Here is a 26,143-nt window from a genome sequence, read left to right on the forward strand (position 1 = left end):
GAACTTAGCCCTTCAGGCTGTCCAGGTCTTCCACGTTGATCGTGTCCAGGTTGCGGAACAGGACCACCAGGATCGCGAGGCCGATTGCAGATTCGGCGGCCGCCACGGTCAGGATGAAGAACACGAAGATCTGCCCTCCCGCATCACCGAGGTAATGCGAGAACGCGACGAAGTTCAGGTTCACCGCCAGCAGCATCAGTTCGATGGCCATCAGCAGGATGATGATGTTTTTCCGGTTCAGGAAAATCCCGACGATCGAGATCGCGAACAGGATCGCGCCCAGGACCAGGTAGTGTGCGAGCGATAAAGTCATTTCTTCTCCTGTTCGGTGGCGACGACGGCTTGCGCTTCGGCGGCGGCCAGTTCGGCGGCGGCCGACGCGGCGTCGATCGCCGGCTGGTCGACCGCGGTCATCTTGACGATGCGCAGGCGGTCGTTGCGCTTGACGCGCACGGCCAGGCCCGGATCGATCGCCTTGGTGTCCTTGCGCTTGCGCAGGGTCAGGGCGACGGCGGCGATGATCGCCACCAGCAGGATCACGGCGGCGATCTCGAAGCCGTAGATGTATTTGGTGTAGATCAGCAGGCCCAGTTCGCGGGTGCCGCCGATGTTGGCGCCCGAGGCGGCCGACTGGTTCTCGAAGTTGAGGAAGCCGCGCCACAGCACGGCGGCCATCTCGAGCACGATCAGCGCGCCGATGCCCGACGCCAGCGGCAGGTAGCCCCAGAAGCCTTCGCGCATGCGGTCGATATTAATATCCAACATCATGACGACGAACAGGAACAGCACCATCACGGCGCCGACGTAGACCAGCACCAGCACGATGGCCAGGAATTCGGCCTTCAGCAGCATCCAGATGCCGGCGGCATTGAAGAACGCGAGCACCAGGAACAGCGCCGCGTGCACCGGATTGCGGGCGGTGATGACGCGGGTCGCGGCGAGGACCATAATCGCCGCGAACGCGTAGAACAAAGCAGTTGTAAATTCCATGTCTAACCCAGGGGCCTACAGTTATTAGCGGTACGGAGCATCGGCTGCGCGGGCGGCAGCGATGTCGTTCTCGTAGCGGTCGCCGACCGCCAGCAGCATCTCTTTGGTGTAGTACAAGTCGCCGCGTTTTTCGCCGTGGTATTCGAGCACGTGGGTTTCGACGATCGAATCGACCGGGCACGACTCTTCGCAGAAACCGCAGAAGATGCACTTGGTCAGGTCGATGTCGTAGCGCGTGGTGCGGCGCGAGCCGTCGTCACGCTGCTCGGACTCGATGGTGATGGCCATCGCCGGGCACACCGCTTCGCACAGCTTGCAGGCGATGCAGCGCTCTTCCCCGTTCGGGTAGCGGCGCAGCGCGTGCAGGCCTCGGAAGCGCGGCGACATCGGCGTCTTCTCTTCCGGGTACTGCACCGTGATTTTGCGCGAAAACATGTACTTGCCGGTCAGGGCCATGCCCTTGAACAGCTCCGTCAGCATCATGCTGTTGAAAAAATCTTTAAAACGATCCATTGCTTTTCCTTACTTCCAAATGTTCCAGGACGTCTGCATTACGCCTGCGACCAGGACCAGCCAGACCAGGGTCAGCGGAATGAACACTTTCCAGCCGAGGCGCATGATCTGGTCATAGCGGTAGCGCGGGAACGTGCCGCGTACCCAAACGAACAGGGAGACGATGAAGAAGGTCTTCGCGAACAGCCAGAAGAAGCCGCCGAAACCGCCGAATTCGAGGAACGTGAACGGCGCAGCCCAGCCGCCGAGGAACATGATCGAGGCCAGTACGCCGATCAGGATCATGTTGGCGTATTCGGCCAGCATGAACATCGCGTACGACATGCCCGAGTATTCCACCATGTGGCCGGCGACGATTTCCGACTCGCCCTCGACGACGTCGAACGGGTGGCGGTTGCACTCCGCCAGGCCGGAGGTCAGGTAGACCACGAACAGCGGCAGCAGCGGCAGCCAGTTCCACGACAGGAAGGCGAGGCCGTGATCGACCATCGCACCGCGCTGCTGGACCGCGACGATCTCGGAGAAGTTCAGCGAACCGGAGACCAGCAGGATCACCACCAGCACGAAGCCCATCGGGATTTCGTAGGAGATCATCTGGGCCGACGCGCGCATCGCGCCCATGAACGAGTACTTCGAGTTCGACGACCAGCCGGCGATGATGATGCCGTAGACTTCGAGCGAGGTGATCGCCATCAGCAGCAGCAGGCCGGCGTTGACGTCGGCCAGCGCGACTTGCGGTCCGAACGGCACCACGACCCAGGCGGCCAGCGCCGGCGCGATCGTCAGGATCGGGCCGAGGATGAACAGGCTGGTGGTGGCCTTGGTCGGGACGACGATCTCTTTCAAGAGCAGCTTGAGCGCGTCGGCGATCGGCTGCAGCAGGCCGGCCGGGCCGACGCGGTTAGGGCCGATACGGATCTGGATCCAGCCGATCAGCTTGCGCTCCCACAGCGTTGCGTAGGCGACGAGGCCCATCAGCGGCAGCAGCACGCACAGGATCTTGATCAGGGTCCACGCCACCGGCCACACCGGGCCGAGGATGGCGGAGCCGTGGGTGTTGAGGTTCACGATCAAGTCATTCATTACGCGCCCTCTCCTGCTTTTTCAACGTTGATGGCGCCGAACATCGCGCCCAGCATCGCGGTCGACGGGTGCGCCGCCGCGACGCGCACGGCGTTGGCCGGCAGGCCCTTGTCGATCGCGGCGACCAGGATGGCCGAACCGGTTCCCTGGGTGACCTTGACGGTGTCGCCCGCTTTCACGCCCAGCTTTTCAGCCAGCGCGGCCGGCAGGTGCGCCAGCGGCGCCTGCGCGTCGGCCGTGCGCAGCAGCGGCTCGGAACGGCGCGCGATCGCGTCGGCGAAGTAGATCGGCACGTCGGTGACGCGCTCGAGCGCCTCACCCTTGCCGAACTTGGCGGCGGTCACGGCGATGGTCGAGGTGTTGGACAGCTTGGCCGACAGGTCGGTCACGCCCTTGCCCAGCACTTCGTCGCGGATCGCTTCGGAAGTCTCGTACTCGAAACCGCTCAGGCCCAGCAGGTTGCCCAGCACACGCAGCACTTTCCAGGCCGGGCGGGCGTCCGCCAGCGGCTTGACCGTGCCGTTGAAGCTTTGCGCGCGGCCTTCGCAGTTCACAAAAGTGCCCGAGGTTTCGCTGAACGGCGAAATCGGCAGCAGCACGTCGGCGTAGTCCATGCCGTGCTTGAACGCGCTCATCGCGACGACCATCTCGGCGCCTTTCAGCGCGGCGACGGCCTGTTGCGGGTTGGCCGCGTCCAGTTCCGGCTCGGCGTTCAGCAGCACGTAGGCTTTCTTCGGCTGCGAGAACAGTTCGACCGCGTTCTTCGCGGTGGCCCCGGCCAGGTAGCCGCCGACCGTGTTGGCGGCGTCGACCAGGTAACCGAGCTTGGCGCCGGTGGCGTTGGCGATCCACTGGGCGGCCGCGTGAATCTGCGACGCCTGCGGGTGGTACATCGCGGCGTTCCCGAGCAGGACGACGGCATCGCCCTCGCCTGCCAGGTTGGCGGCAACCTTGACGCCAGGCGCGTCGGCCTTGATGCCGTCGAAACCGGCCGGGGCGTCGATGCCCTTGTCTTTCGCGATGGCGGCAATGATGTCCGACAGGGCCGCGACCCAGTCCGACGGCGCCGCGCTCATGCGGGTCGCGCCAGGGATCAGCAGCTCGTCGTCGGCGCCGTTGAGCACCGTCAGCTTGGCGCCGCCCTTGACGGCAGCGCGCAGGCGGGTGGCGACCAGCGGGTGGTCCTTGCGCAGGAACGAGCCGATGACCAGCGCGCGCTTGACGGTCGACAGCGCGGCAATCGGCATGCCCAGCCAGGGCGTGACCTGGCCGTCGAGGGCGAAGTCGGTCTGGCGCAGGCGGAAGTCGATGTTCTCGGAACCGAAGCCGCGCATGGCTTTCGCCAGCAGGGTCATCTCTTCCAGCGTCGAGTGCGGCGTGGCGACGGCGGCGACCGCATCGGCGCCATGCTCATGCTTGATGTTGCGCAGGCCGTGGGCGACGTATTCGAGCGCGGTCTGCCAGTCGGTTTCCTGCCACTGGTTGCCCTGCTTGATCATCGGCGCGGTCAGGCGCTCGGCACTGTCGAGGCCTTCGTACGAGAAGCGGTCCTTGTCGGACAGCCAGCATTCGTTGATCGCGTCGTTTTCCAGCGGCAGCACGCGCATGACTTTGCCGCCCTTGACCTGGACGATCAGGTTCGAGCCGAGCGAATCGTGCGGCGACACCGACTTGCGGCGCGACAGTTCCCAGGTACGGGCCTGGTAGCGGAACGGCTTCGAGGTCAAGGCGCCGACCGGGCACAGGTCGATCATGTTGCCCGACACTTCCGAGTCGACGGTCTTGCCGACGAAGGAGGTGATTTCGGCGTGCTCGCCGCGGCCCAGCATGCCCAGCTCCATCACGCCGGCCACTTCCTGGCCGAAGCGCACGCAGCGGGTGCAGTGGATGCAGCGCGTCATCTCGGCCATCGAGATCAGCGGGCCGGCGTCTTTCGGCGGCACCACGCGCTTTTCTTCTTCGTAGCGCGAGTTCGATTTGCCGTAGCCGACCGCGAGGTCCTGCAGCTGGCATTCGCCGCCCTGGTCGCAGATCGGGCAATCGAGCGGGTGATTAATCAGCAGGAATTCCATGACCGATTTCTGCGCCTGGACAGCTTTTTCGCTGTTCGAGCGCACGATCATGCCGGCCGAGACCGGGGTGGCGCAGGCCGGCAGCGGCTTCGGCGCCTTTTCCACTTCGACCAGGCACATGCGGCAGTTCGCCGCGATCGACAATTTCTTGTGATAGCAGAAATGCGGGATGTACGTACCGATCTTGTTGGCAGCGTCCATCACCATCGAACCCGGTGGGACTTCTACCTTCTTACCGTCAATTTCAATTTCAACCATGAGATTTCTCTGGCCTTAGATATAAGCGGGCACGAGGCAATGCTTGTGCTCGATGTGATATTCAAATTCTTCGCGGAAGTTCTTGACGAACGCCCGTACCGGCATCGCCGCCGCATCGCCCAGCGCGCAAATGGTGCGGCCCTGGATGTTGTCGGCGATCGAGTTGAGCATGTCGAGGTCGTCCGGACGGCCCTGGCCGTGCTCGATGCGATGGATCATGCGGTACATCCAGCCGGTGCCTTCGCGGCACGGCGTGCACTGGCCGCACGATTCCTCGTAGTAGAAGTACGACAGGCGCAGCAAGGACTTGACCATGCAGCGCGTCTCGTCCATGACGATCACGGCGCCGGAACCGAGCATCGAGCCGGCCTTGGCGATCGAATCGTAGTCGAGGTCGGTGTTCATCATCAGGTCGCCGCGCACCACCGGCGCCGACGAACCGCCAGGAATCACGGCCTTGATCTTTTTGCCGCCGCGCATGCCGCCGGCCAGGTCCATCAGGGTCGCGAACGGCGTGCCCAGCGGGACTTCGTAGTTGCCCGGACGCTCGACGTCGCCCGAGATCGAGAAGATCTTGGAGCCGCCGTTGTTCGGCTTGCCCAGCGCCGCGTAGGCCTCGCCGCCCATGTTCATGATGAACGGGACCGCGGCGAAAGTTTCGGTGTTGTTGATCGTGGTCGGCTTGCCGTACAGGCCGAACGAGGCCGGGAACGGCGGCTTGAAGCGCGGCTGGCCCTTCTTGCCTTCGAGCGACTCGAGCAGCGCGGTCTCTTCGCCGCAGATGTAGGCGCCGTAGCCGTGGAAGGCGTGCAACTGGAACGTGAAGTCGCTGCCCATGATCTTGTCGCCGAGGAAGCCGGCCGCGCGCGCTTCTTCCAGCGCCTCTTCGAACAGGTCGTACTCGGCGAAGATTTCACCGTGGATGTAGTTGTAGCCGACCGTGATGCCCATCGCGTAGGCGCCGATGGCCATGCCTTCGATCAGCGCATGCGGGTTGTAGCGAATGATGTCGCGGTCCTTGAAGGTGCCCGGCTCGCCTTCGTCGGTATTGCAGACGAGGTATTTCTGGCCAGGGTACTGGCGCGGCATGAAGCTCCACTTCAGGCCGGTCGGAAAACCGGCGCCGCCGCGGCCGCGCAGCGAGGACGCCTTCAGCTCGGCGATGACCTGCTCCGGCGTGATCTTCTCTTCGAGGATGCGGCGCAGCGCGGTGTAACCGCCGCGGTCGACGTAATCCTTCAGGTGCCAGTTCTTGCCGTCCAGGCCAGCGAGGATCAGCGGTTTGATGTGACGATTATGGAGCGATGTCATTTCTTCAGTTCCTCGAGCATGGCGTCGATCTTTTCGTGCGACATCCAGCTGCACATGCGCTTGTTGTTGACCAGCATGACCGGCGCGTCGCCGCAGGCGCCCATGCACTCGCCCTCGACCAGCGTGAACTGGCCGTCGGCGGTGGTTTCGCGGTAGCCGATGCCCAGCTTCTTCTGCAGGTACTGGCCGGCCGATTCGCCGCCCGACAGCGCGCACGGCAGGTTGGTGCACACCGAAATCTTGTGCTTGCCGACCGGCTTGACGTTGTACATGTTGTAGAAGGTGGCCACTTCCTGCACGGCGATGGCGGGCATGCCGAGGTAGTCGGCGATTTCGGCCATCAGCTCGGGCGGGAGCCAGCCGTGCTGGTCCTGGGCGATCGCGAGCGCCGCCATCACCGCCGACTCCTTGTGGTCCGGCGGGTACTTGGCGACTTCACGGTCGATTTTCTTGATTGACTGCTCTGATAACAACATGTTTTTGCCTCAAAAGTGCAAACGGCTTAGCGATCGATACTGCCGAATACGATGTCTTGCGTTCCGATGATGGTGACGGCGTCGGCGATCATGTGGCCGCGCGCCATTTCGTCCAGGCTTTGCAGGTGGGCATAGTCCGGGGCGCGGATCTTCAGGCGGTATGGCTTGTTGGCGCCGTCCGACACGATGTAGATCCCGAATTCGCCCTTCGGATGCTCGACCGCCGCATACGCTTCGCCTTCCGGCACGTGCATGCCTTCGGTGAACAGCTTGAAGTGGTGGATCAGCGACTCCATGTTGGTCTTCATGTCGACCCGCGACGGCGGCGCGATCTTGTGGTTGTCGATCATCACCGGCAGGCCCGGGTTGGCGCGCAGCCAGGCCGACGCCTGCTTGATGATGCGGTTCGACTGGCGCATCTCTTCGACGCGCACCAGGTAACGGTCGTAGCAGTCGCCGTTGGTGCCGACCGGGACGTCGAAGTCCATCTTGTCGTAGACCGCGTACGGCTGGGTCTTGCGCAGGTCCCACTCGATGCCCGAGCCGCGCAGCATGGCGCCGGTGAAGCCCATCGCCTTGGCCGCTTCCGGCGAGACGACGCCGATGCCGACGGTGCGCTGTTTCCAGATGCGGTTGTCGGTCAGCAGGGTTTCGTATTCGTCGACGTACTTGACGAAGCGGTTCGAGAAGTCGTCGATGAAGTCCAGCAGCGAGCCCTGGCGCGCTTCGTTCAGCGCGTCGATCGCCTTGGCCGAGCGGATGATCGAGGCCTTGTGCTTCGGCATCGCGTCCGGCAGGTCGCGGTAAACGCCGCCCGGACGGTAGTAGGCCGCGTGCATGCGCGCGCCCGACACCGCCTCGTAGACGTCGAACAGGTCTTCGCGGTCGCGGAAGGCGTACAGGAACGGGCCCATGGCGCCGACGTCGAGCGCGTGCGCGCCGAGCCACATCAGGTGGTTCAGCAGGCGGGTGATCTCGTCGAACATCACGCGGATGTACTGGGCGCGCACCGGCGCCTGGACGCCGAGCAGCTTCTCGATGGCCAGCACGTAGGCGTGCTCGTTGCTCATCATCGAGACGTAGTCGAGGCGGTCCATGTACGGCACCGACTGCAGGTAGGTGCGGGTCTCGGCCAGTTTTTCGGTGGCGCGGTGCAGCAGGCCGATGTGCGGGTCGGCGCGCTGGATCACTTCGCCGTCGAGCTCGAGCACCAGGCGCAGCACGCCGTGCGCGGCCGGGTGCTGCGGACCGAAGTTGAGGGTGTAATTCTTAAGTTCAGCCATTATTTCATCCCGTAGGTTTCTTCGCGGATCACGCGCGGAATGATTTCACGCGGCTCGATCGTCACGGGTTGGTAGATCACGCGCTTCTGCTCGGGGTCGTAGCGCATCTCGACGTAACCCGAAATCGGGAAGTCCTTGCGGAACGGATGGCCGATGAAGCCGTAGTCGGTCAGGATGCGGCGCAGGTCGTTGTGGCCTTCGAACAGGATGCCGTACAGGTCGAACGCTTCGCGCTCGTACCAGTTGGCCGAACGCCAGATGCCGGCCACCGAGGCCAGCACCGGCATTTCGTCGTCCGGGGCGAACACGCGCACGCGCACGCGCCAGTTATTCGCCAGCGACAGCAGGTGCGAGACGGCCGCGAAACGCGGGCCTTCCCACGTGCCTTCGCCGTACGATGAATAATCGACGCCGCACAGGTCGAGCAGCTGCTCGAACTGCAGGGCCGGATCGTCGCGCAGGGTCAGCATCGCGGCCAGGTAATCGGCGGCCTTGACGACGACAGTCACTTCGCCCAGGGCGGCAGTGACGACGGCGCCCTCGCCCAGCGCGGTTTGCAGGGCGGATTGCAGGGTTTCGAGTTTGGTCGTCATGGTGTCAGCGGGCGATGGTGTTGGTGCGCTTGATCTTGTTCTGCAGCTGCAGAATGCCGTAGAGCAGCGCTTCGGCGGTCGGCGGGCAGCCCGGGACGTAGACGTCGACCGGGACGATGCGGTCGCAGCCGCGCACCACCGAGTACGAGTAGTGGTAGTAGCCGCCGCCGTTGGCGCACGAGCCCATCGAGATGACCCAGCGCGGTTCCGGCATCTGGTCGTAGACCTTGCGCAGCGCCGGCGCCATCTTGTTGCACAGGGTGCCGGCGACGATCATCACGTCGGACTGGCGCGGCGACGGACGGAACACGACGCCGAAGCGGTCCATGTCGTAGCGGGCGGCGCCCGTGTGCATCATTTCGACGGCGCAGCAAGCCAGGCCGAACGTCATCGGAAACATCGATCCGGTGCGGGCCCAGTTGATCAGCTTGTCGGCTGTGGTGGTAATGAAACCTTCGTTTAATACGCCTTCAATTGCCATGGCTTATTCCCAATCAAGGGCACCTTTCTTCCAGATGTACCAATAACCGACCACGAATTCGGCGATGAACACCATCATCGTGACGAAACCAGCGATGCCCAGACCGCCCTCGCCCTTCATGGCGACGCCCCACGGGAAGAAGAACGCGGTCTCCAGGTCGAACAAAATAAACAGGATAGCGACGAGATAATAGCGGACATCGAATTTCATGCGCGCATCTTCGAAAGCTTCGAAGCCGCACTCGTACGGCGAAAGCTTGGCGGCGTCGGGCTTGCTTGGGCCGAGCAGCTTGCCCAGGATCTGGGGCACCACGCCGACGCCGATGCCGACGAGGATGAACATCAATACGGGGAAATAATTTTCGAGGTTCACGATGGATGAGCCTTTGTTGAATGATCGGTTAAAGAACCACTGCTCCGAGCAGCGCCCGGTCGCGCCATGCTGATCATCAATTGCACCAGCATCACGCGACTGACCCTCGTAAAAAAAGCCAGCTTGGGCGCACAGCCCTTGCTGGCTTCTCTGTATTCCTTGGTGCCGACGGCGAGACTCGAACTCGCACAGGATTTCTCCCACTACCCCCTCAAGATAGCGTGTCTACCAATTTCACCACGTCGGCATCTCTGAGACCGCTATTCTAACCTGCCGTAGCACTATTTTTCAATGCTAAAGTTGCGCTAGCGCAGGGAAAAACGGATAAAACTATAAATCTTTTATTGCAATCAGGGTCGGACCCTGCGGGGCCGAAGCCCCGGGCGCCACATTTTCCGTATTTACTTCGGAATCTGGGTCGCCGGCGCCGCAGGGGCGACCGGCGCCGATGCCGGCGCGGCGGCAGGCGCCACGGTGGTGGTCGCAGGAATGGCGGTGGTGGCCGGGACCTTGGTGGCTGGCACGGCGCGCTCCATCACGCCGGCGCCCGAAGGCACGGTGCGCTGGGTGCCGAAGTAAGCCAGCGCCAGGGTCGATGCGAAGAACACCGCGGCGGCCACGCCGGTCGACTTGGACATGAAGTTCGACGAGCCGGTGGCGCCGAACAGGCTGCCGGAGGCGCCCGAGCCGAATGCGGCGCCCATGTCGGCGCCCTTACCGTGCTGCAGCAGCACCAGGCCGATGATGATCAGGGCTGACAGAACCTGTACGACGACGATCAGATTGAACAAAGTGTTCATTGCTATTCCATTCCAAGTTTGACTACAAGATTAAAAACTATTCCAGGTTGGCTCCGGCTCAGCGGGCGGCGCTGATGATGGCCAGGAAATCGGCCGCCTTCAACGCCGCGCCGCCAATCAGGCCGCCATCGATATCCGGCTGGGCCATCAACTCTTTGGCGTTATCCGGCTTCATGCTGCCGCCGTACAGGATCTGCACTGCGTCAGCGGCATTCTTTTGCTTCAGTTGCGCGCGCAGCTGCGCGTGCACTTCCTGCGCCATTTCCGGCGTCGCGGTCTTGCCGGTGCCGATCGCCCATACCGGCTCGTAGGCCAGCACGATGCGCGCGGTCGCGGCGTCGTCGAGCAGCGCCAGCACGGCGTCGAGCTGGGCCGAGACGATTTCGCCGGTGCGCCCTGCTTCGCGCTCGGCCAGCGTTTCGCCGACGCAAACGATCGGGGTCAGGCCCGCCTCCAGTGCTGCGACAGCCTTTTTCGCGACAAGTTCATTGCTCTCGGCGTGATAGGCGCGGCGCTCGGAGTGGCCGACGATGACGTACTTGCAGTCGAAATCGGTCAGCATCGCCGCCGACACTTCGCCAGTGTAGGCGCCGCCGGCGTGGGCGGACAGGTCCTGGGCGCCCCAGGCGACCGGGCTGCCGGCCAGGGCCGACTCGCACTGGGCCAGGTAAGGCGCCGGGGCGCATACCGCGCAATCGGCTGCCGCGCCGTCCAGGCCGGCGGTAATGCCAGAGAGCAGCGCGGCGTTGACCGCACGGCTGCCATTCATTTTCCAATTACCGACGACGAGTTTGCGACGCATAGGTGTCCAGGGTTTGTTTAACCCGTTATTGTAACCGCCGTTGTCCGAGGCGGTCAAACTATGTGGAATTGGCGCAAGGATGTTTTCGCCTGTCGCTGCTGCGAAGGCAGGAGCCTACGCTGAGCTCGATCCTATGGCCGAAGGACGCTCAGCATGGGTTCCTGCCTTCGCAGGAACGACGAGCTGTTGAATCAGCTGGCGCCGGTGCGGGACTGGGTGGGCAGCGGCGAGCCGGGCTTCCAGTTGCGCGACATCGCCTGCCCTTCCTCGATCTGCTCCTGGGTCATCTGGCGCGAGATGGCGGCGCGCTGCTCGGTGGCGTTCATGTTGCCGCCGGCCGACGCCAGGTTCCACAGCATGTAGGCCAGCACGACGTCCTGCGGCATGCCCGCCACGTGGTAGCGGTACATCAGCCCGAGCGCGTGCTGGGCGTCCGCATGCCCCTGCTCGGCGGCCTTGCGGAACCACTGCACCGCCAGCTTCTGGTCCTGCGGCACCGCGTTGCCGGTGTAGTACATGGCGCCCACCACGTACTGCGCGTCCGACTTGCCCTGCAGCGCCGCCTTGCGATGCCATTCCATCGCCTGCTTGTAGTCGCGCTTGACGCCGCGGCCCATGTAATACATCAGCCCGAGCAGGTGCTGGGCATCGGCATTGCCGGCCTTGGCGAGCGGCGTGATCTCCTTCAGGGCCACGTCGTAATTGCGCGCGTTGTAGGCGTTCGCGCCTTCCGTGAAGCCGGCCATCGCGCTGCCGTTCAGGGCCAGCGCCAGGCCGATCGCAACAAATAGTTTTTTCATGTCTCGTGGTGAAAACCAGGTTCCATCGTTCTTATTTCCAGCTGACCTTGCCCAGCCCGTCGACGCTGACCGTGCGATTCAGCGGCTTGCCGTACACCGTGACCGAGCCCATGCCCGACAGGTTCAATGTGGCGTTCTGGCTGGCCGACACCGACGCGTTGCCCAGGCCGCTCATTTGCAGCGTGACCGTTTCGGCCTGGAACTCGCGCGCGTCCAGCCCGCCCAGGCCGCCCAGGTTCGCCTTCAGCCATTTGCTGCGTCCGGATAATGTGACATAGCCGGCGCCGCGCAAGTTCAAATCGACGCCGTTGCCGCTGATGCCCTGGATGTTCATGCTGCCGACCCCGCCCAGCGAGGCGTTGACGACCTTGTAGTCGCACACCACCTTCATCGCGCCGGCGCCGTCGAGCGAGAGGTCGAGTTCGTCGCCCCTGAAGCCGATGATGTCGGTCGAACCGACGCTTTCCGACGACACTTCGCGCAATTGCGGCAGGGTCAGCTCGGCGCGCACGCGCTCGCGCGAGCTGATCTTGAAGCCGCGCGCCTCGGTGTCGATGTTCAGCGTGTCGCCGCTCTGGATGGTGGTGGTGCGCGCGATGAAGCGCGGGTCGCCGGTGATGACCAGCAGCGCCACCGGGCCCTGCTTGAGCTTGAGGTCGATGACGCCGTCGAGGCGCACGCGGGCCACGCGCGCATCGATGGCGCGCGTTTCGCTGACCTTTTCGTCGGCCGCCGCGGCGCCGATGACCGCGCACAGCGCGATGCCGGCGACGCCGGCGTGGAGGACTCTGTTCATGGACAATCTCCCAGGTATTGTTGTTTTTCTAGGTGCATCGCGCCGGCCCGGGCCGGCGCTGGCGACACACTACCAGCAAGCCGAATGGCATTCCAGCTAATTTTGCGTTTTTCGTCAACGTTGGCGTTTGCGTGCGCCGCGATTTCGGTATGATGCCACTATAGCCAGAGGCAGTGCGAGCCCCCATCGGATTGCGATGAAATGCATATTTCGCATGCTCAAATACCAAAACACGGGACCCACCGGAGAACGCCATGATCGAAACGCCGCAGGTCGTCGAATCCACCAGGCAGGACAGCGCCGCCATCCACGTGGTGGTGCCGCTCAAGGAAATCCAGCAGGTGTTTCCGCCCACCGTGCATGAACTGCTGGGAGCGATGCAGCAGCAAGGCGTGGCGCCGGCCGGTCCGCTGTACAGCTATCACTTCCAGATGCCGACCGACGTGTTCGACTTCGACATCGGCTTTCCGGTGGCGCAGCCGGTCAAGCCGGCGGGGCGGATGGTCGCGGCCGAGCTGCCGAAGATGAAGGTGGCGCGCACGATTTACCACGGGCCGATGGAGGGCATCGGCGGCGCGTGGGGCGAGCTGAAGGACTGGATCGCCCAGAACGGGTTGATCACCAAGACGATTATCTGGGAGAGCTACCTGGTGGGGCCGGGCGACACCCAGGATGCGTCGGCCTGGCGCACGCAGCTGAACTGGCCGCTGGAGGATTAATGTGCGCCGCGGACCAAAGGCTGGGGTCAGGTCCGGCTGGACCTGACCCCGGGACTAATGCGCCAGCGAGCTGGTCAGCGCCTGCCGCACCAGCTCGTCGATCTCGGTCGTAACTTCGGTCATGGTGCTGGCCACCACGGCGAACTCGCGCCCCGACTGGCCGGCGCGCGCCGCAACCACCTGGGCATTGAACGCGACCATGCGCGCCTGCCGCGCGATCGTCTTGATGTCCCCCATCATGTCCTGCAGCTGACGCTTCTGGGCCTGGGCATGGCGCTTCGACTGCTCCTCGTATACCAGCGTCAAGCCGTTCAGCACGCTCAACAACGGCGTCGCGCTGCGCACCAGCTCGTCGAGCAGCCTTGGCGTGCCGACCGCGTTCGCGCCGATGCCGTCCAGCGTCGCCTCCGCCAGCTTGATGAAATGGCGGATCACCTTGTCCCCCTCCAGTGTGCCGAAGTAGGCGTCGCGCAGCTGGCCGCAAAAGATGCCCGGGATGCTGCCCTTGCCTTCGATCAGCGCGGTGTGCGCGTCGCGGAACATCGCCAGCGTTTCGCGCGCGGTGGCGACCGCGCCTTCGTGGCCCATCGACGCGAGCACAGCGTACAGCACCACGCGCTGCGAAGTGAAGCGGCGCCGGCCAGACAGGTTGATCAGCGCGCCGAACACGTCGCCGGACAGCTGGACGTCGCCGACAGGATCGGCAGGCTTGCCAGGAGTAGTGGTGGTGAGCTGGGCTGACATGGCGGTCTCCGGTGGGGTATCACCGCAATCCATTTGCAGGATTCGTGCCATGCCGAAGCGGCCGAATTCGCGGTCGCACTCACCATGTTGGCGCATTTGCAAGTCAGCAGGGCACCGAATCGGCGCGTCGCCGCCAATTTCAGGGTCGACACCTATCAGGATATACATATCAATCTGTTACCTCAGCGCACACATTTGGCGCTAATATTGCTGCTCGCCGGTACATATATGCCGCGAAGAACTCTGGTCAATCGCCATTTTGAGGACACTATGCGCAAACGCCACATCCCCGCCCTGATCGCGGGACTTTCCATGTCGCTGGCCGCGCTGGCCGCGACGCCCGATCAGTGGACCCTGCCGGTCGCGGTCCAGAAGCTCGACAACGGCCTCACCGTCATCATCTCCGAAGACCACTCGTCGCCGACGGTCGGCGTCAGCGTGGTCTACCACGTCGGCATGCGCCTCGAGCCGAAGAACCGCACCGGCTTCGCCCACCTGTTCGAGCACCTGATGTTCCAGGGCACCCCGGTCGCGCCGAAGGGCGTGTTCGACAAGGCGATCACCGGCGGCGGCGGCCGCAACAACGGCTCGACCCGCGCCGACTTCACCAACTACATCGAGACCGCGCCCGTGTCGGCGATCGACTCGATCATGTGGCTCGAAGCGGACCGCATGAAGACGCTCGACTTCAACGCCAAGTCGCTGAAGAACCAGCAGGACGTGGTCAAGGAAGAGATCCGCGTCAACGTGAAGAACCAGCCGTACGGCGGCTTCATGTGGATCGACATCGGCCAGCACGCGTTCCAGAAGTGGGAGAACAACCACGACGGCTACGGCAGCTTCGAAGACCTCGAAGGCGCCAGCCTGGACGACGTGCGCGGCTTCCACCGCGACTACTACGGCCCGAACAACGCGGTGCTGGCGATCGCCGGCGACGTGACGCCGGCCCAAGGCTTCGCGTTGGCCAAGAAGTACTTCGGCGCGATTCCGATGCGTCCGGTACCGAAGGGCGGCGACTTCACGGAAGGCCTGAACACCGCCGAGAAGCGCATCGAGCAGACCGACATGCTGGCGCAGGCGCCGGCGATCGCGGCGGCGTGGAAGATGCCTTCGCGCGGCAGCAAGGACCAGGCAGCGATGGCGGTGCTGGGCGAAGTGCTGGCCGGCGGCGACGCCTCGCGCTTCTACCAGGGCCTCGTCAAGGGCAGCGAAGTGGCGCTCAATGTCGACTCGCTGTACGGCCTGACCGGCCCGTGGGAATTCGACGGCCCTACCCTGTTCACGGTGTTCGCCGTCTATAAGCCGACCAGCAACGCCAACGCGGTGCTGGGCGCGATGGATGCCGAGATCGCCAAAGTGGTCAAGGACGGCGTCGACGCGGCCACGCTCAAGCGAGTCAAGACCAAGATGCTGGCAGAGTGGAACGACAAGCTGGAAAGCTTCATCAACCGCGCCGACACGCTGGCAAAGCTGCAGACGCTGTGGGGCGACGCCAACGTCGTCAACAAGATCCCTGGCTGGATCGAAGGCGTGACCTCGGACGACATCAAACGTACCGCGGCCACCTACCTCACCGTCGCCAACCGCACGGTCATCGACCGCAAACCTGTCGCCAAGGTCGCGGCAGTCACGCCGCCAGCCGGCACCACGAAATAAGGAGCGCATCGATGAAAAAGCTGATGCTGACACTGACGATTTCCATGCTGTTCGCGCCGCTGGCCTACGCCGCCGAGCCGGTACAGCTTCCGAAAGAAATGCCTGCCTTCGGCAAGGACAAGCCGATCCCGGCGCCGCAGATCGCCAAGAAGACGCTGGCCAACGGCATGCAGGTATGGGTGGTTCCGCGCAGCGGCCTGCCGCGCGTCGACTTCGTGCTGGCCGTGCGCGGCGCCGGTTACGCCGCCGATGACGCGGCGCATCCCGGCTTCGCCAACCTGATGGCCGGCCTGCTCAACGAAGGCACCGCCAAGCGCGACTCGCGCGCGATCGCCGAAGCGGCGCAAGGCATGGGTGGCTCGGTCGGCGCCACGACTTCGCTGGACGGCATGATCGTGTCGGCCAACGCCGTCACGTCGCATGCCGCCGAAATGATGGACTTGCTGGCGGAAGTGGCGCGCCATCCGTCGTTCCCGGCCAAGGAAGTGGCGCTGGCCAAGGCCAACGCGCTGCAGTCGCTGCGCGTGCAGGAAGCCACGCCGCGCTTCCGCGCCGAGCGCGCGATCGGCAAGGCCGTGTATGGCGATCACCCGTACAGCCGGGTCGAGCCGACCGCGGACGCGATCAATTCCGCCTCCGATGAAATGATGCGCGTCGAGCACGCGAAGCGCTTCCGTCCCGAGAACGCGCTGCTGGTGGTCACCGGCCGCATCAAGGAAGCGGACGCGATGAAGCTGGCGCAGAAGGCGTTCGGCGACTGGAAGGCGGCCGGCCCTGCGCTGGCGGCCACGCCGGCGGCGCCGAGTTCGGCCAAGCCGGTGCGCATGCTGCTCGAACGCGGCGGCAGCGTGCAGTCGACGATCCGCATCGGCGCGCCAGGCATCCCGGCCACCACCGACGAACTGGTGCCGATGCGCCTTGCCAGCACCATCATCGGCGGCGGCTTCAGCAGCCGCGTCAACCTGAACCTGCGCGAAGAAAAGGGCTACACCTACGGCGCATCGGCCGGCGCGCGCACCTATCGCAACGGCGGCGGCATCGTCGGCGGCGCGGACGTGCGCAATGCGGTGTCGGGCGCCTCGCTGACGGAGTTCTTCAACGAGTACCGCAAGCTGGGCACCGAACTGGTGTCGCCTGCCGAAATGGAGATGAACAAGCGCTACGTGGCCGGCGGCTACTTGATCAGCAACCAGATGCAGCGCGCGGTGGCCAACACGCTGGCGTCGAATTGGCTGATCGGCCTGCCGCCTGAGTTCCTCGGCCAGTACGTGCCGAAGATTCAGAAGGTCACGCCGGAGCAGGTGCGCGAGATCGGCAAGAAGTACTTCGCGCCGGAGAACCAGTCGATCATCGTGGTCGGCGACAAGGCGCAGGTGGGCGAACAGCTCAAGGCCTTCGGCGAGTTCTCGGTCAGCGACAAGTAAGTCGCGCCCAGCGCCACAGATGGGGCAAGGTCCGATGGGCCTTGCCCCTTTTTTTGGATTCCACAAGGAATGCCAGCCCATGAATTCGATGACCGACCCTCGAGGTTCGCACTGGCCGGAGTCAAAACAAAACGTGTCGTCCTGGTCTTCTTCCTGTTCCTGGCGATGATTCGCACGTATGCCGTCGTCGCTTCCGCTGAAGTCGTGGTCGATGGCGCCATGCGCACGCAGGCGATCGATACGCTGGTCGCTGAGTTGTATCGCCTCAGCGGCCATTTTCATGCGGCCATCCCCAACAGCCGCAGCATCAGCCCGATTACACACACAAACTGGGAAGGCACGGGCGTCAGGCCCGATGTCCCGGCGCCGCCAGCCGATGCGCTTGCGGTAGCGATAGACCTGCTTCAGCGGCGGCGCGATGCCGGCGTTGCGCTTGGTGTGGAAAACTAACTTGGCAGGGTCGCAGTGGGCCAAAAGAAGTTATCAAAGCGCACCCTGCGACTATTCTTCGCCCATCATGGGAAGGTCAAGTCCAAACCGAGCTTGCTGCTGACGAAGAAGGTAAGCAGCACCAAGGCCACGAGCGACAGCATGAAGACTGCGGCGATCTTGCCCACCGCGTGCAGCACGGCGCGCTTCTCCTTCTTGTCTTGATCGTAATGCCACTTGATGGCGAAGAACATGCCCGTGCCGAGCACGAGAGCTTTGAACGCCACCAGGACTACAGGGATCCAATCCATCATTTTGAGTCTTCCCAGGCTATTACTTGACACTATCTATCGAGAGGAGCGCTGCATGTTCGCAAGGATAGTACTTCAAAACGATCTCGATACCTTGGGACAAATTGTCCTAGTTGAAAACTATTCAAGCCTCTGACGGCGGCACCGGCCACTCAGTAAATCTTCGACAAACGAGCCTCGGCCCCACCCGATTGTCCTCCGCTCACCATCAATAAGCATTAAATATTGCTACTCGATAGCAATTGTCGTGCTATTCTCAATCCACTTCCTTGCATTAATGGTGAAGTAATTGTTTCCGATTACCCTCCCCAGATTAAAAACCGCCTGCCACAATCAGAGGAAAAAATGAAAAAGAAATGGATTGTCATCCCATCATTGCTAGCGCTGACCGCGATCGCCGCATTTGCCACGGTGCCAATGTGGCGGCCTTTATGGGATCGAATGATGCCGCAGCCAAAGGTTGTCGTCGACGGCGCGGTGCGGGCGGAGGCAGTCGATACGCTGGTGGCAAGGCTGAACGATCACTATATCTTTCCGGACAAGGCCAAGCAGATTGAAGCGTTCCTGCGTCAGCGCCAGCACGAGCGCAAGTACGATGGGATAACGGACGGCGAACAGCTGGCAAAACAGCTCACTGACGACCTTCGCGGCGTCGCGAGCGACCTGCATATGACGGTGGCGTTCAGTCCCGGACTGGTTCCGCCTGACAGTGCGGGCGGACCTCCGCCGGCGTCGCAAGCGGAATGGGAACAGCGCACCGGCTTCGCCATGCGCACGATCATGGGGATTAGACTCCGCATGATGAACTATGGCGTAAACAAGGTGGATCACCTGGGCCCCAACATCGGCTACCTGCAGGTTTCCGGCTTCCCTCCTGATCTCCTCGTGGCGGAAAAGTACGCCGAATCGATGAATAAACTCGCCGACACCGATGGTCTCATCGTGGACCTGCGCCAGAACCGCGGAGGCTTGCCGCAGTCGGTGGCCTTACTGGTCAGCTATTTCGTCGACCAGCGCACACGTGTCAACGACATCTGGGATCGCGATACCGGCAACACCATGCAGCAGTGGACCACGGATAAACTTGACGGCAAACGCTACGGCGGCAAGAAGCCGGTCGTTATCCTCGCCGGGCCGGGCACGATGTCCGCCGGCGAAGACTTCGCCTACACCATGCAGGCGCTGAAACGCGCCACGGTGATCGGCGAGCGCACCTGGGGCGGCGCCCACCCCGCGCGCCCTTACCGCCTTGGCGATCACTTTTTCGCCATGATTCCTGGGCGGCGCTCCATCAGTCCAATTACCAATAGCAACTGGGAAGGCGTCGGCGTCATCCCGGATATCGCAGCGACGCCGGACAACGCGCTTGCGGTGGCCAAGGACCTGCTGCAGCGCCGACTTGGCGGAACCGCCCCGCTTGCCGCCGCGGAACATTGACGCCACCATCATGGCGCCGCGCGATGAGGAATGCCGGCGCCATTCCGGCTTCCCCGCCGCACGGCTTGGCAGGTGCGTCCTTAGCGATAAACGCTACCTGACTGTAGCAAACGATGATTCGAATTCTGAAATGTCGATCTCGACGGTCGCCGATGTTCCTTCTTCGGCAGGATTGGCAGTGTAAACATGCGGGGGGGATGGATAAAGCTGACAGGCATTCCCTCGCTGATCATCGTCCTCAAATGGGCGTGGACGGCTTCGCGCGTATTGTTGAGCGCGTCATCGATGGTGTCGCCCCAGGAAAAGCATCCTGGCAGCGCGGGAACGGTGACGCCATACACGCTTCCCACATCTTTGTGAATAAGCACTGAAATTCCATTTTCATTTCTCACTCGAACTCAGCGCTTCAAACCGGCGCATTTCAAGCGAATCAGAGTTCTGGAATCCACCCTTCGCATCCGCCAAAGTTCAATCCGAAATCATACACCCGACGCACGCGCCGCCTTTTCGATGCAACGCAAGGTCGGCCCGCCGCGATGCGTTCCTTGTTTTGACGCGACAAGCCAAAGCGTCGATACTGGCGGACACATTTTCTTCCTTGTTTGCGGATGTCAAAATCTCCAACCCATTCATACGATGCGATTGTTGTCGCCGGTCCGGGCGGGTCAACCGTCGCGCGGCAGCTCACGCGTCGCGGCTGGCACGTGCTGGTGCTGGAGCAAGGCAGCGCCGCCCCATTGACGGGCACAGTGGGCCAGATGGCGTCGATGGCAGCGGTGCCTGGCAAAGGAATGTTCATCCAGCGCGATGCTTCCTTGCTGGTGCAAGGTGTGACTGCGGGGGGAAGCTCGGCAATCAATTTTGCCACCGCCGCCGCGCCGCCGGCGGAACTGTTCGCGGCATACGGCATCGACCTCTCTCCGGCGCTGCAAGCCCTGCGCGGAGAACTGCCAATCGGCCCACTCCCCGACTCGCTGATCGGCCCGACGGCCTCGCGCATCATGCGGGGCGCGCGTGCGGCGGGATTGGCAAAAGCTCGACAAGATGATCCGGCCATTCATTTGCCGAACCGGCTGCTGGCGCTGCGCCTATGGCTGTCCGTTCGGCGCCAAGTGGACCGCGCGCGACTTTCTCGACGAGGCGGTGCGCGACGGCGCGACACTGATCGACCAGGCGCGGGTACGGCGTGTGCTGATCGAAAATGGCCAGGCGGCCGGCGTTGAATTCGTGCGCGATGGCGACGTCCAGGAAGCGCGAGCGCGCTTCGTGGTGCTGGCCGGCGGCGGCGTGGGCAGTCCGCGCCTGCTGAACAACTCCGGACTGGCGCCGCGCACCAGCGGCTTTTTCAGCGATCCGGTCATCGCCGTGATGGGCACAGTCGACGACATCGACGGCGGCGCCGAAGTGCCGATGGCCGCCGGCGTGCGCTTCGATGCGGACGGCATTTCGCTGGCGGACATGACGCTGCCCGCGCCGATGTACCATGGCTTTACGCTGCAGGCGTACCGGGTCGACCGGCTGTTTGCGCATCGGCACACGCTGTCGATCATGGTGAAGGTGCGCGACGAGATTGGCGGGGCGATCGGACCGAAGTGGGCCAGCAAACCGCTGCATGCGAACGACCGGGCCAAGCTCGATCGCGGTGTGGAGATGGCGCGCGAGGTGCTGCGGGGCGCGGGGGCGACGCACGTTTTCCAGAGCCGCCATTTCGCCGCGCATCCGGGCGGCAGCGTGCGGATCGGTGAAGGCGTCGACAGCGACCTGAAAGCCGGCGCGGCGAATCTGTATGTGTGCGACGCGTCGGTGATTCCGCGGCCATGGGGGCTGCCGCCGACGCTGACGCTGCTATGCCTGGGCGTGCGTCTCGGCGAGCATCTGGCGGCACAGTGAAGATGGGGTCAGGTCCGCCGGACCTGACCCCGGGCGTGTCGGCGCCGCGGACCGAGGTGAGACGACTGTCCCACTTTCAGCACTTCTCATATTTCCAGTTACGCCCTTTGCCTTCCGCGATCCATTCAAGCGCTTGCGCCATCCTGCGCTCACGCGTCGTTTCCGTCTTCGCTTCCTCCAGCCAGTCGACATACTCGCGCTTGAAGCTGGTGCTGCCGGCGTTGAATTTCTCCAGCCCTGCTTCGTTGGCTTCCAGCGCAGCTTGAAAATAAGCCGGCACATTCAGAGGGCGCGGCACAGCAGGCTTCGCGCGTGCGCGTGCTGCGACACCCTCCTCATTTAGCTTCATGGCCTTCTTGATGTAAGCGGCCAAGTCTTTCTTGGACGGCAGGTCCTTGACTGACGTGATGCGGCCGAAATGACCCATCGCTTCGCGCTCGTCCATCCCCGGGAACATCAGCCCGCCTTTCCAGAAGCCGAAGCCGCAATGCGCCTTGAACGCCGACATGCCGCACAGCAGACCGAGATATTCGAAGTGCGGGCGGCTCCATTTCATGGTCTCCTCGACCTCGGGACACGATGCGTGGATCGCCTCGCGCAGATGCGTCAGGATGGGCCGGGCGAATTCAGGGGATGCTGCGATGTAGGCGTCGATGCGTGGGTCGATGGTTGGCATGGCAAGAGAATGAATGATTGAACAGACAGTCTTATCCATTTCGAAGGGATTGTCCAATACTAAGGGCGCCTCCGCCGTTCCGTGTGCACTCCCCAAAACCGCAACATCAGGAAAGAACTTTCAAGCCTTTGGTGTCGACCAAATTTAATAGTTTGAGAGCGGCGCCGCTCGGCTGTTTTTGGCCCTGCTCCCACTTTTGGACGGTAGATGCACTGGTGTTGAGATAGGCTGCAAAAACCGCCTGGCTGGTTTTCGAACGCAGTCGCAGGCGCTTTATCTGATCCGCGCTGTATTGTTTGACCGCAGGAAGGCAGAGCGCGCGAATTCCTTCATCGTGGTCGGACTTAATACGCCCGCCGCGTTCAGGCCGCTTGCGGTCGCATGTATCACCTCGAGTAATTTCTCATGATTCTTCATAGTCGATTTCCTGCAGTTCTCCAGCATGTAACGCGACCGCCAAAGCGGCGGCATCGTAGCTCAACAATTCACTTGCCAGCACCTTCAATGCGCGCAATTCTGTATCGCTGATGTTCGCGCTCTGACTTTTCGCGTAACAATAAATGAAGAAATATCTATCCTTGAGCCTGAAGGCTAATAGACCACCTGGTCAGAAAAACGCGCATTCGCGAGAATTCTCATTTGGACGAACTATAGCACTACGTGCCATGGATCAAAGGTGGGCGTTTCATTAGCAGCAGCGCACGCTCCAGACAATACGCCCAGCTGTCAGCGCAGGGATTGAGATAGCAAGGACAACTGCAATCCAGTGAGGTAGTTGTAGCAACCAGGACGGGGTCAGGTCCGCAGGACCAGACTCCAGAATTAAAAAACCGCCAGGGCTTGCGCGCTGGCGGTGTTTTGTCGGCTTGACGCCGGAGCGAGGATTACTGCGCTGCTGGTGCTGCGGCGCCTTCGGCACCTTCAGCGGCCTTCATCGACAGCTTCAGGCGGCCGCGGTCGTCGGTCTCGAGGACCTTGACGCGCACCGCCTGGCCTTCTTTCAGGTAGTCGGCAACGGCGTTCACACGCTCGTTGGCGATCTGCGAGATGTGCAGCAGGCCGTCCTTGCCTGGCATGACCTGGACGATCGCGCCGAAGTCCAGCAGCTTGAGCACGATGCCGTCGTAGGTCTTGCCCACTTCGACCGATGCGGTCAGCTCTTCGATGCGGCGCTTGGCTTCCTGGCCGGCGGCAGCGTCGACCGACGCGATCGTGACCACGCCTTCGTCGCTGATGTCGATCTGGGTGCCCGTCTCTTCGGTCAGCGCGCGAATGACCGCGCCGCCCTTGCCGATCACGTCACGGATCTTCTCCGGGTTGATCTTGATGGTGATCAGGCGCGGTGCGAAGTCCGACAGCTCGGTCTTCACGTGCGGCATGGCCTTCTGCATTTCGCCCAGGATGTGCTGGCGCGCTTCCTTGGCTTGCGCCAGCGCGACCTGCATGATCTCCTTGGTGATGCCCATGATCTTGATGTCCATCTGCAGCGCGGTGATGCCGTCAGGCGTACCCGCTACCTTGAAGTCCATGTCGCCGAGGTGGTCTTCGTCGCCCAGGATGTCGGTCAGGACCGCGAACTTGCCGCCTTCCTTGATCAGGCCCATCGCGATGCCGGCGACGTGCGCCTTCATCGGAACGCCGGCGTCCATCAGCGCCAGGCAGCCGCCGCAGACCGAAGCCATCGACGACGAACCGTTCGATTCGGTGATTTCCGAAACCAGGCGCACCGAGTAGCTGAAGTCTTCCGGATCGGGCAACGCTGCGATCAGCGCGCGCTTGGCCAGGCGGCCGTGGCCGATTTCGCGGCGCTTCGGCGTACCGACGCGGCCGGTTTCGCCGGTGGCGAACGGAGGCATGTTGTAGTGCATCATGAACGAGTCGGTGTACTCGCCCATCAGCGCGTCGATCTTCTGGCTGTCGCGCGCGGTGCCCAGGGTGGCAACTACCAGCGCCTGCGTTTCGCCGCGGGTGAACAGCGCCGAGCCGTGGGTACGCGGCAGGATGCTGGTGCGGATTTCGATCGGACGCACGGTGCGGGTGTCGCGGCCGTCGATGCGCGGCTCGCCATTCAGGATCTGCGAACGCACGACCTTGGCTTCGATGTCGAACAGGATGTTGCCGACTTCCGATGCGTCCACTTCGGCCGCGCCCGACGCCATCGACTCGTTATTCAGGTCGGCGATCACTTCGCTGAAGGCGGCCTTCAGCTTGGCGGTACGCGCCTGCTTGTCCTTGGTCTGGTATGCGTCGTTGATCTTCGCATCGGCGAAGGCCTTGACGCGCGCGATCAGCGCTTCGTTCTTGGCAGGCGGGGCCCACTGGACTTCCGGCTTGCCGCCATCGCGCACCAGCTCGTGGATCGCGTCGATGACCGCTTTCATCTGGTCGTGGCCGAACACCACGGCGCCCAGCATGATTTCTTCGGACAGCTGCTTGGCTTCCGATTCGACCATCAGCACGGCCGTCTCGGTACCGGCGACGACGAGGTCCATCTGGCTCGTCTTGAGCTGGGTGGTGGTCGGGTTCAGGATGTACTGGCCGTTGGCGTAGCCGACGCGCGCGGCGCCAACCGGGCCGTTGAACGGCACGCCCGACACGCACAGCGCGGCCGATGCGCCGATCATCGCGGCGATGTCCGGATCGATCTCAGGGTTCACCGACAGCACGTGGATGATGACCTGGACTTCGTTCAGGTAGCCTTCCGGGAACAGCGGGCGGATCGGACGGTCGATCAGGCGCGAGGTCAGGGTTTCTTTTTCGGATGGACGGCCTTCACGCTTGAAGAAGCCGCCTGGGATCTTGCCTGCAGCGTACGTTTTCTCGACGTAATCGACGGTCAGCGGGAAGAAGTCCTGTCCCGGCTTGGCGTCCTTGCGCGCTACCACGGTCGCCAGGACGACGGTGTCTTCGATCGACACCATCACGGCGCCGGATGCTTGACGGGCGATTTCGCCGGTCTCCAGCGTGACCTCGTGTTGGCCGTATTGGAAGGTTTTCGTAACTTTGTTAAACATGGGTAATCCCTTTCTATTTGCCGACAGATTTTCAGGGGCTGTCGTTCACCTCACCACAGGTAGCCTCACGGCTACCTTTACTACTTTGCTGCAATGATTCGGGCGCTCAAAAATGCAAAATGCCCGCGACAGTCAGACTGGCGCAGGCATTGTCGCTACAATCGCGGTGGCAAGAGTTACTTGCGCAGGCCGAGTTTGGCGATCAGGTCGCGGTAACGGGCCGCGTCCTTCGATTTCAGGTAGGACAGCAGGCTCTTGCGACGGTTGACCATCATGATCAGGCCGCGGCGCGAGTGGTGATCCTTTGCGTGGGCTTTGAAGTGGCCGTTCAGTTCGTTGATGCGTGCGGTCAGCAGTGCAACCTGGACTTCCGGGGAGCCGGTGTCGTTCTGGGCACGGGCGTTGTCCGCGATGATCGCGGCTTTGTTGATGTTTTCTACGGTCATGATATTACCTTTCACATGCGGTGCAAGAGTCGCAACCCAGCGCACCGTGAACTACGTTAAATGAACCAGCCACAATCGGCCAGACCCGCAAGTATATGCGAAAACGCATCGTGCGACCAGTGCTGATTACGCCGGACTCGGGCATCATGATGTTTTTTGCATCACACGGGGCCAGCCATGCGCAAAATAACAACAGCGATATTGTTGACTAGTCAAGTATTTCTGGCGGGCTGCGCCGGCATGCTGGGTCCGCCGCTGCTGCCGGGCGACTCGATCGACACGGTCAAGCTCAAGCTGGGCGAGCCGACGGCGACCTATTCGGCCGGGTCGGAACAGCTGCTCGAATACGCCACCGGGCCGATGGGCCAGAGCACGTGGATGGCGCACATCGGCGCCGACGGGCGCCTGGTACTGCTCGAGCAGGTGCTGACCGATGCCAAGTTCGCCACCATCCAGGTCGGCGCGGCGACCCACGAGGACGTGCTGCGCGCGATCGGGCGGCCGGCCGAGAAGTCCTACCTGCCGCTGCGCGATTACGAGGTGTGGTCGTACCGGTACAAGGAATCGGGGGTATGGAATTCGATGATGCACGTGCATTTCGACCGCGCCGGCGTGGTGCGCATGATGCAGAACGGGCCGGATCCGATGTACGAGGAGCGCCGCTTCTTCCGCTGAACCGCAGGGGCCTGACCCGCTTTCGGGGTCAGACCCGAAGTCGCAGGCGCTTACTGAAAGGGTCTGACCCAGGGAGCGGGCCAGACCCCATT

At 63.0% G+C, this 26,143-nt stretch carries 30 protein-coding genes, 1 tRNA gene and 1 pseudogene; 7 read left to right on the forward strand and 25 right to left on the reverse strand.

What is annotated here, in order from left to right; translation table 11 throughout:
• Window positions 1-4: 4 nt before the first annotated feature.
• From nuoK to AC1D02_RS05790, 16 genes are all read right to left on the reverse strand, one after another.
• Entirely contained in the window at window positions 5-313 is a 309-nt protein-coding gene (gene nuoK / locus AC1D02_RS05715) for an NADH-quinone oxidoreductase subunit NuoK (RefSeq protein ID WP_477314613.1), read from the reverse strand.
• Window positions 310-990 carry an NADH-quinone oxidoreductase subunit J gene (locus AC1D02_RS05720; protein ID WP_477314615.1) on the reverse strand — a complete coding sequence of 227 codons (681 nt, stop codon included), beginning with the start codon at window positions 988-990 and terminating at the stop codon, window positions 310-312. The genes nuoK and AC1D02_RS05720 overlap by 4 nt, the downstream gene beginning before the upstream one ends.
• Before the next feature lie 24 nt (window positions 991-1,014).
• A complete protein-coding gene (gene nuoI, locus AC1D02_RS05725) occupies window positions 1,015-1,503 on the reverse strand; it encodes an NADH-quinone oxidoreductase subunit NuoI (RefSeq protein WP_305504511.1) in 489 nt (162 codons plus the stop codon).
• A gap of 9 nt (window positions 1,504-1,512) precedes the next feature.
• Entirely contained in the window at window positions 1,513-2,586 is a 1,074-nt protein-coding gene (nuoH, locus tag AC1D02_RS05730) for an NADH-quinone oxidoreductase subunit NuoH (protein ID WP_477314618.1), read from the reverse strand.
• Window positions 2,586-4,916 (reverse strand): NADH-quinone oxidoreductase subunit NuoG, encoded by a 2,331-nt coding sequence (nuoG, locus tag AC1D02_RS05735; RefSeq protein ID WP_477314620.1) that lies wholly within the window; start codon window positions 4,914-4,916, stop codon window positions 2,586-2,588. The genes nuoH and nuoG overlap by 1 nt, the downstream gene beginning before the upstream one ends.
• Before the next feature lie 15 nt (window positions 4,917-4,931).
• The gene (nuoF, locus tag AC1D02_RS05740; RefSeq protein WP_477314622.1) at window positions 4,932-6,227 is read right to left on the reverse strand and encodes an NADH-quinone oxidoreductase subunit NuoF; all 1,296 of its coding nucleotides are present in this window, start codon (window positions 6,225-6,227) and stop codon (window positions 4,932-4,934) included.
• Window positions 6,224-6,703: an NADH-quinone oxidoreductase subunit NuoE gene (gene nuoE / locus AC1D02_RS05745; RefSeq protein WP_477314624.1), complete on the reverse strand. Its 480-nt coding sequence runs from the start codon at window positions 6,701-6,703 to the stop codon at window positions 6,224-6,226. The genes nuoF and nuoE overlap by 4 nt, the downstream gene beginning before the upstream one ends.
• A 26-nt stretch (window positions 6,704-6,729) precedes the next feature.
• Complete coding sequence (locus tag AC1D02_RS05750; protein ID WP_477314626.1) at window positions 6,730-7,986, reverse strand: NADH-quinone oxidoreductase subunit D; 1,257 nt, start codon at window positions 7,984-7,986, stop codon at window positions 6,730-6,732.
• Window positions 7,986-8,579: an NADH-quinone oxidoreductase subunit C gene (locus tag AC1D02_RS05755; RefSeq protein WP_477314628.1), complete on the reverse strand. Its 594-nt coding sequence runs from the start codon at window positions 8,577-8,579 to the stop codon at window positions 7,986-7,988. The genes AC1D02_RS05750 and AC1D02_RS05755 overlap by 1 nt, the downstream gene beginning before the upstream one ends.
• A gap of 4 nt (window positions 8,580-8,583) precedes the next feature.
• The gene (locus AC1D02_RS05760) at window positions 8,584-9,060 is read right to left on the reverse strand and encodes a NuoB/complex I 20 kDa subunit family protein (protein WP_305504525.1); all 477 of its coding nucleotides are present in this window, start codon (window positions 9,058-9,060) and stop codon (window positions 8,584-8,586) included.
• 3 nt (window positions 9,061-9,063) lie between these two features.
• Window positions 9,064-9,432: an NADH-quinone oxidoreductase subunit A gene (locus AC1D02_RS05765; protein ID WP_477314631.1), complete on the reverse strand. Its 369-nt coding sequence runs from the start codon at window positions 9,430-9,432 to the stop codon at window positions 9,064-9,066.
• Between the two features lie 160 nt (window positions 9,433-9,592).
• A tRNA-Leu gene (locus AC1D02_RS05770) sits at window positions 9,593-9,679 on the reverse strand.
• A gap of 154 nt (window positions 9,680-9,833) precedes the next feature.
• Entirely contained in the window at window positions 9,834-10,232 is a 399-nt protein-coding gene (secG, locus tag AC1D02_RS05775) for a preprotein translocase subunit SecG (protein WP_477314633.1), read from the reverse strand.
• A 58-nt stretch (window positions 10,233-10,290) separates the two neighbouring features.
• Window positions 10,291-11,034 carry a triose-phosphate isomerase gene (tpiA, locus tag AC1D02_RS05780; protein ID WP_477314635.1) on the reverse strand — a complete coding sequence of 248 codons (744 nt, stop codon included), beginning with the start codon at window positions 11,032-11,034 and terminating at the stop codon, window positions 10,291-10,293.
• A gap of 191 nt (window positions 11,035-11,225) precedes the next feature.
• Window positions 11,226-11,834: a tetratricopeptide repeat protein gene (locus tag AC1D02_RS05785; protein ID WP_477314637.1), complete on the reverse strand. Its 609-nt coding sequence runs from the start codon at window positions 11,832-11,834 to the stop codon at window positions 11,226-11,228.
• Between the two features lie 31 nt (window positions 11,835-11,865).
• Complete coding sequence (locus AC1D02_RS05790; protein WP_477314639.1) at window positions 11,866-12,630, reverse strand: GIN domain-containing protein; 765 nt, start codon at window positions 12,628-12,630, stop codon at window positions 11,866-11,868.
• A gap of 254 nt (window positions 12,631-12,884) precedes the next feature.
• On the opposite strand from AC1D02_RS05790, the gene AC1D02_RS05795 reads away from it, so the two are divergent.
• Window positions 12,885-13,349, forward strand: coding sequence for a GyrI-like domain-containing protein (locus AC1D02_RS05795; protein WP_477314641.1), 465 nt, complete (start codon window positions 12,885-12,887; stop codon window positions 13,347-13,349).
• 54 nt (window positions 13,350-13,403) lie between these two features.
• Here AC1D02_RS05795 and AC1D02_RS05800 read toward each other — a convergent pair whose 3' ends face one another.
• Window positions 13,404-14,093: a methyl-accepting chemotaxis protein gene (locus AC1D02_RS05800; RefSeq protein ID WP_477314643.1), complete on the reverse strand. Its 690-nt coding sequence runs from the start codon at window positions 14,091-14,093 to the stop codon at window positions 13,404-13,406.
• A gap of 270 nt (window positions 14,094-14,363) precedes the next feature.
• Here AC1D02_RS05800 and AC1D02_RS05805 point away from each other — a divergent pair, with 270 nt between their 5' ends.
• The 3 genes from AC1D02_RS05805 to AC1D02_RS05815 all read left to right on the forward strand — a co-directional run bounded on the left by AC1D02_RS05805 (window position 14,364) and on the right by AC1D02_RS05815 (window position 17,623).
• A complete protein-coding gene (locus AC1D02_RS05805) occupies window positions 14,364-15,749 on the forward strand; it encodes a M16 family metallopeptidase (RefSeq protein ID WP_477314645.1) in 1,386 nt (461 codons plus the stop codon).
• An 11-nt stretch (window positions 15,750-15,760) separates the two neighbouring features.
• Complete coding sequence (locus AC1D02_RS05810; protein WP_477314647.1) at window positions 15,761-17,173, forward strand: M16 family metallopeptidase; 1,413 nt, start codon at window positions 15,761-15,763, stop codon at window positions 17,171-17,173.
• Window positions 17,174-17,242: 69 nt separating this feature from the next.
• Window positions 17,243-17,623: a hypothetical protein gene (locus tag AC1D02_RS05815; protein ID WP_477314649.1), complete on the forward strand. Its 381-nt coding sequence runs from the start codon at window positions 17,243-17,245 to the stop codon at window positions 17,621-17,623.
• A gap of 65 nt (window positions 17,624-17,688) precedes the next feature.
• Here the strand turns inward: AC1D02_RS05815 and AC1D02_RS05820 are convergent, their stop codons facing one another.
• A complete protein-coding gene (locus AC1D02_RS05820) occupies window positions 17,689-17,916 on the reverse strand; it encodes a hypothetical protein (RefSeq protein WP_477314651.1) in 228 nt (75 codons plus the stop codon).
• A gap of 342 nt (window positions 17,917-18,258) precedes the next feature.
• Between AC1D02_RS05820 and AC1D02_RS05825 the strand changes: the two genes are divergently transcribed.
• Window positions 18,259-19,350 (forward strand): S41 family peptidase, encoded by a 1,092-nt coding sequence (locus AC1D02_RS05825; RefSeq protein WP_477314653.1) that lies wholly within the window; start codon window positions 18,259-18,261, stop codon window positions 19,348-19,350.
• 80 nt (window positions 19,351-19,430) lie between these two features.
• On the opposite strand, the gene AC1D02_RS05830 is transcribed toward AC1D02_RS05825, so the two are convergent.
• Together AC1D02_RS05830 and AC1D02_RS05835 are read right to left on the reverse strand one after the other, a co-directional pair.
• Window positions 19,431-19,742, reverse strand: coding sequence for a type II toxin-antitoxin system HicB family antitoxin (locus AC1D02_RS05830; RefSeq protein WP_477314655.1), 312 nt, complete (start codon window positions 19,740-19,742; stop codon window positions 19,431-19,433).
• A gap of 38 nt (window positions 19,743-19,780) precedes the next feature.
• A complete protein-coding gene (locus AC1D02_RS05835) occupies window positions 19,781-20,260 on the reverse strand; it encodes a hypothetical protein (RefSeq protein WP_477314657.1) in 480 nt (159 codons plus the stop codon).
• 134 nt (window positions 20,261-20,394) lie between these two features.
• On the opposite strand from AC1D02_RS05835, the gene AC1D02_RS05840 reads away from it, so the two are divergent.
• Window positions 20,395-21,240 (forward strand): GMC family oxidoreductase N-terminal domain-containing protein, encoded by an 846-nt coding sequence (locus tag AC1D02_RS05840; RefSeq protein ID WP_477314659.1) that lies wholly within the window; start codon window positions 20,395-20,397, stop codon window positions 21,238-21,240.
• Window positions 21,241-21,316: 76 nt separating this feature from the next.
• Here the strand turns inward: AC1D02_RS05840 and AC1D02_RS05845 are convergent, their stop codons facing one another.
• The 5 genes and pseudogenes from AC1D02_RS05845 to rpsO form a co-directional block, all read right to left on the reverse strand.
• Window positions 21,317-21,955: a YdeI/OmpD-associated family protein gene (locus AC1D02_RS05845; protein ID WP_477314661.1), complete on the reverse strand. Its 639-nt coding sequence runs from the start codon at window positions 21,953-21,955 to the stop codon at window positions 21,317-21,319.
• A gap of 67 nt (window positions 21,956-22,022) precedes the next feature.
• Window positions 22,023-22,316, reverse strand: a complete 294-nt coding sequence (locus tag AC1D02_RS05850; protein ID WP_477315357.1) for a helix-turn-helix domain-containing protein — start codon at window positions 22,314-22,316, stop codon at window positions 22,023-22,025.
• 3 nt (window positions 22,317-22,319) lie between these two features.
• A pseudogene (locus tag AC1D02_RS05855) lies at window positions 22,320-22,502 on the reverse strand (type II toxin-antitoxin system RelE/ParE family toxin); the annotation flags it as partial.
• A gap of 298 nt (window positions 22,503-22,800) precedes the next feature.
• On the reverse strand, window positions 22,801-24,930 hold the full coding sequence (gene pnp / locus AC1D02_RS05860) for a polyribonucleotide nucleotidyltransferase (RefSeq protein WP_477314663.1): 2,130 nt from the start codon (window positions 24,928-24,930) through the stop codon (window positions 22,801-22,803).
• Between the two features lie 176 nt (window positions 24,931-25,106).
• Complete coding sequence (rpsO, locus tag AC1D02_RS05865) at window positions 25,107-25,376, reverse strand: 30S ribosomal protein S15 (protein WP_099789292.1); 270 nt, start codon at window positions 25,374-25,376, stop codon at window positions 25,107-25,109.
• A 204-nt stretch (window positions 25,377-25,580) separates the two neighbouring features.
• Between rpsO and AC1D02_RS05870 the strand changes: the two genes are divergently transcribed.
• Window positions 25,581-26,051 carry a hypothetical protein gene (locus AC1D02_RS05870; RefSeq protein ID WP_477314665.1) on the forward strand — a complete coding sequence of 157 codons (471 nt, stop codon included), beginning with the start codon at window positions 25,581-25,583 and terminating at the stop codon, window positions 26,049-26,051.
• The last annotated feature ends 92 nt before the right edge of the window (window positions 26,052-26,143 follow it).

This window comes from Massilia sp. P1_C10, from assembly GCF_056406475.1.